General features: G+C 47.7%; 4 protein-coding genes. All 4 read right to left on the bottom strand.

Translation table 11 applies throughout. From position 1 onward, the window contains the following. Nucleotides 1-140 precede the first annotated feature (140 nt). The gene (locus SBL51_RS23125; protein WP_317933573.1) at nt 141-1,574 is read right to left on the bottom strand and encodes an IS4 family transposase; all 1,434 of its coding nucleotides are present in this window, start codon (nt 1,572-1,574) and stop codon (nt 141-143) included. A gap of 242 nt (nt 1,575-1,816) precedes the next feature. After that, nucleotides 1,817-2,053, bottom strand: a complete 237-nt coding sequence (locus SBL51_RS23120; protein WP_317933572.1) for a hypothetical protein — start codon at nt 2,051-2,053, stop codon at nt 1,817-1,819. A gap of 15 nt (nt 2,054-2,068) precedes the next feature. Then, nucleotides 2,069-2,986 (bottom strand): RHS repeat-associated core domain-containing protein, encoded by a 918-nt coding sequence (locus SBL51_RS23115; protein ID WP_317933571.1) that lies wholly within the window; start codon nt 2,984-2,986, stop codon nt 2,069-2,071. Between the two features lies 1 nt (nt 2,987). Continuing rightward, nucleotides 2,988-3,671, bottom strand: coding sequence for a hypothetical protein (locus tag SBL51_RS23110; RefSeq protein WP_317933570.1), 684 nt, complete (start codon nt 3,669-3,671; stop codon nt 2,988-2,990). Nucleotides 3,672-3,846: the final 175 nt, after the last annotated feature.

Genomic DNA, 3,846 nt, shown 5'->3' with positions numbered 1-3,846 from the left:
CACATGGTACAACGCGCCAGCAAACTCAATTCGTAGAGGCCTCGCCATAACCCACTCCGGATTCTTAGAGAGATTTCTGGCCTATGCTAGAGTAATTTTGCGGAATGTCAAATGTAAGGCCTGACCCGAATGGCACTTACTTAAGCGCATACACCTTCTATATTCTGTTTTTTCCCAGGCCTGTTCCACTCACGTTGTTTAGGTGGGTGGCCATGTAGCCTAATGTCCCTTTGTGCATCAAGGCGTGGTTTCATTAGCAATGAATAAGGCTTTTGTCTGCGCTTTATAGCTCTCGGCTCAACGCGGCCAGCCCTTTTGCCTACCTGCTGTTGTGCAATAAGTTGAAACAGTTTTCGTTGCTGACTGGGGTCAAACGAATGCAATTGCCCACTCCAAATCAACCAAAGCTGAACGGTATGTTTAAAGCTCAGCATACGCGGTAACACACCAGCTAATTTTGCTGATTCCGCCATAATAATTCTAATTAAATTGTATGCTAATAAATATACCCACATTTCCTTCTCAGCCATTTCTGGTGTTCGACATGACAAGGTCTCCATACCCATGGTGGTTTTGATATTTCTAATATCCAGCTCAATGTGCCAACGACTTTGGTATAGCTCCTTTAATGCATGCTTTGATGTTTCTTTTTCACTCAACAAAGTCGTTATCAATATTTTATTTTTAGTTTTCAATTCCCGGATGACTAGTTCTTCAGGTAAATTGTCGTAACATTCTTCACTCATCCAATCAGGACGTTGTTTCGGCTTTGTGATGACGATTAGGTGATCGCTGTTTCCCAGCCGCTTGCCCTTTCGAAAATCAACCTTGCGCTTTCTACCACCCTGCTGTTCGAAGACTACATCTATCGAGCGCTCTTGGCACTCGGCAAGCAAATAGTAGCTACCATAAAGTGAGTCCCCCAAAAGAATATCGCCTGCTTTAAAGCTAGGCAGTATCGAGCGTAATAGCGCATGTTCGCTGCCGCCTTTCCCTTTGTAAGGCCCCATGGCTGCATCTAATACAGCACCACTAGCCAAACAGGTTGCGCCAACAATTCGTACGATTGGAAAACCCAACCCCGGCTTTTGTGCACTTTGCTGTGGATACGCCCGTTGATTTTGAGGTGTATCGGGCAGAGTTACTGTCGTGCCATCAATAATATATACAGACCGGCCCTGCCACCGCCAATCTTGGATTATGTTCTCAGTTAATAAGCGTCCCGTTGTTCTTACCAGCGACGAAACAAGGTCAGTAGGCAGCCGTTGGCGTGCGCGACAATAGGCTCCGGTGTAGCTACTGCAAGGCTTGAGCCCATGAGCGATTCGAGATAATGCCGATTCATTAACGATCCTTTGGCACGAACGGTCGGACTGCATGGCTTGTGCCAAAAACAGCGATAGCGTTTCAGTTGGTGGAAATAAACGCTCACGATGCTCCGGCAATAACTCTTCTAGCGTGTCGAACAACTCTGGAGCTGTCAGCAAATTGAAAAAGCTTACCGAATTTTGCGCAGAAGTTTCTGACCGGATTATTTCCCGTTGCTGCTTACATCGAATATGTTTAGCATTCATAGAAAGCTGGCCCCTTGGTGAGAGTGGAATCTTTGGCGAGGTGAAGCTCCACCATTGGACCAGCTTTTTCTAATTTAAATCAATACCTTAGCCTTAAGTAAGTGCCATTCAGGCCTGACCCCAGCGCTTGCTCGTTGAAGAAAGAGCTAAAAGAAACCCCGCTATTAGCTCCTTATAGATTCGCTAAAGTTTCAAAAAAAGACGGAGCACCAACAGATACAAGCACAGGGTACACTATCTGATTACTCTGATTTTGGTTGTACCCCGTTTAAAGGAAATGGTTCGAGTTCGGGATATCGCGAAATTATTCTTCCCATCGCCTCGGTATAAAGATATGAAGCAGAAAACATAATTGCTTTACGCATGGCTCTTTGAAGATCCTTATCCTCTATAGATCTAGCACTTACTTCTACTCTTCCAAGAGCTTCGTGGCATTGAAGAAGCTCACCTAATAACTTTTCAGCAAAATCTTTGTTCATGGTTAACCTATTAAATTAGTAGGGGTGTGGACTACAACCCAATGCACTTGAGCAGGTGGTTTCACATCTTGCAATCCATGGCCCAGAGTTGTTACCAACTAACCCATAGTCAAGTGCTTTTTCAATACATTTGTCCTTACATTGCAATCTAATTTCGGCGCAATTTGGTCCATTTCTATCAGTATCGGCACTGGGACAATCAGTATCGTCCGCCAACTCATCAGCCGCATCATGTCCGGCATCCTCCGGATCTTCTGGGCATCTAAAATAACCGTAAGCAAACCCAAGCCCTGTACCAACCCCAGTACCCAATAAACCGCCAGCGGCTGAACCACCTGAGGCACCGAGTAAAGTGCCTCCTCCCGGCTCTACAATAGTTCCACCGACGCCGCCTAACAAGCTTCCTATGGTGGAACCGACTCGATTGCCGCTAAATGCCCCAGCTGCAGATGACGCAATCAAGCATGCTCTATCGGGCGCAAGTCCCATAGAATCGGTATATATAATTGGGTTTTGATTTACATACCCATAAGTATTAATCCCACCATTGAGTCCAATGGGATCACTCTGAATATATCGCCCAATCTCCGGATCATAATCCCGATAGTAGTTATAATAAAGCCCACTAACCTCATCCGCATGCTGCCCAGGAAACCGCGTCTCAATATCCAACGCGTTAACCTCTTCATTCACCGCCCCAAACGGCTCATAATCCGCCTGCCAAACCACGTTCTGCGCCTGGTCCGTTACCACCTGAGGCGTGCCCAAATGATCGTTATGCACAAAGTAGAGCTTACTATCAGCTTGCACCAGTGTGCTCGCTAGCAAAAACCAGGTACTGAACAGTGTTGTTCCAACCCAGCGGGCAATTTTAATGAAAGAGCGCATAGTCAGCTGGCTTCCAATTTCCATAATAATATTAATTCCCTGCATCTTATTGTCCCCCAACCAACAGTAAGCCAACCGATTCTGTGGTGTGCGTGGTTTCGTTGTCGAGTGACTGTTCCTCCTGGGAATAGAGGGTGACGCCGGTTGCCGTAAGTGACGTTTGGTCGTAGCGGGCAACCGCTGAATCTCCACCGGTCTTCGTTTGCATCTTACTGCCCACAATCAAGCGGGTAAGATCTTCGCCGCTGAGGTCAACCACCTGCTCGTAACCACTGTCAGTAACAGCAACATCTGTCACCAACACCTGCAACGTTGTACTACTACCATCCACGGTCCCAGCAACAGCCTCTATCGCGATCCAGTGGATATCGTCGTTGGCACTGCGAACATAGTCATCCGCATCCGCCTCGGTTATAGCCGCTGCAAAACTGTTGGTCCGAATGTTACCCACACGGGCAAACGCAGGGTCAGGGTCGTTGGTGCTGCCGAGGCTGGCGAAAACAACCGGTGTGGTACTAAAGGCCGAGGTAAAGGTGACCGTATCAAACTGGCTATTGGTGGTAGTGGCCGTAGCCGTGCTGTGCACGCCTGCCTCAATTTGAATAGCAGAGCCACCCACACTTAAGGTGTGCACACCCGGCGTAGATACCAGATAACTGATAAACTCACTGCCGTGGCTGCCATCGGTTTGATAGGCCCACTCCTCCAGCTTCACTTCGAACCCTTCCACTGTCACGTTTCGAATACGCGGGTGCGAGGCATAGGGGTCAGGCCTTACATTTCACACAACCGACTCTAACGCCTTAACCGCCCTACTTACCGTTGCGTAACTCACCCCAAAATAACGACCAACCTCAGCTAAGCTGTAATGGCCGCTGCGATACGCCTGTGCCATAGCCTCATTT

This window comes from Halioxenophilus sp. WMMB6 (genome assembly GCF_033283405.1).
Taxonomy (GTDB): domain Bacteria; phylum Pseudomonadota; class Gammaproteobacteria; order Pseudomonadales; family Cellvibrionaceae; genus Halioxenophilus.
This window is presented reverse-complemented; position numbering and strand designations above follow the sequence as displayed.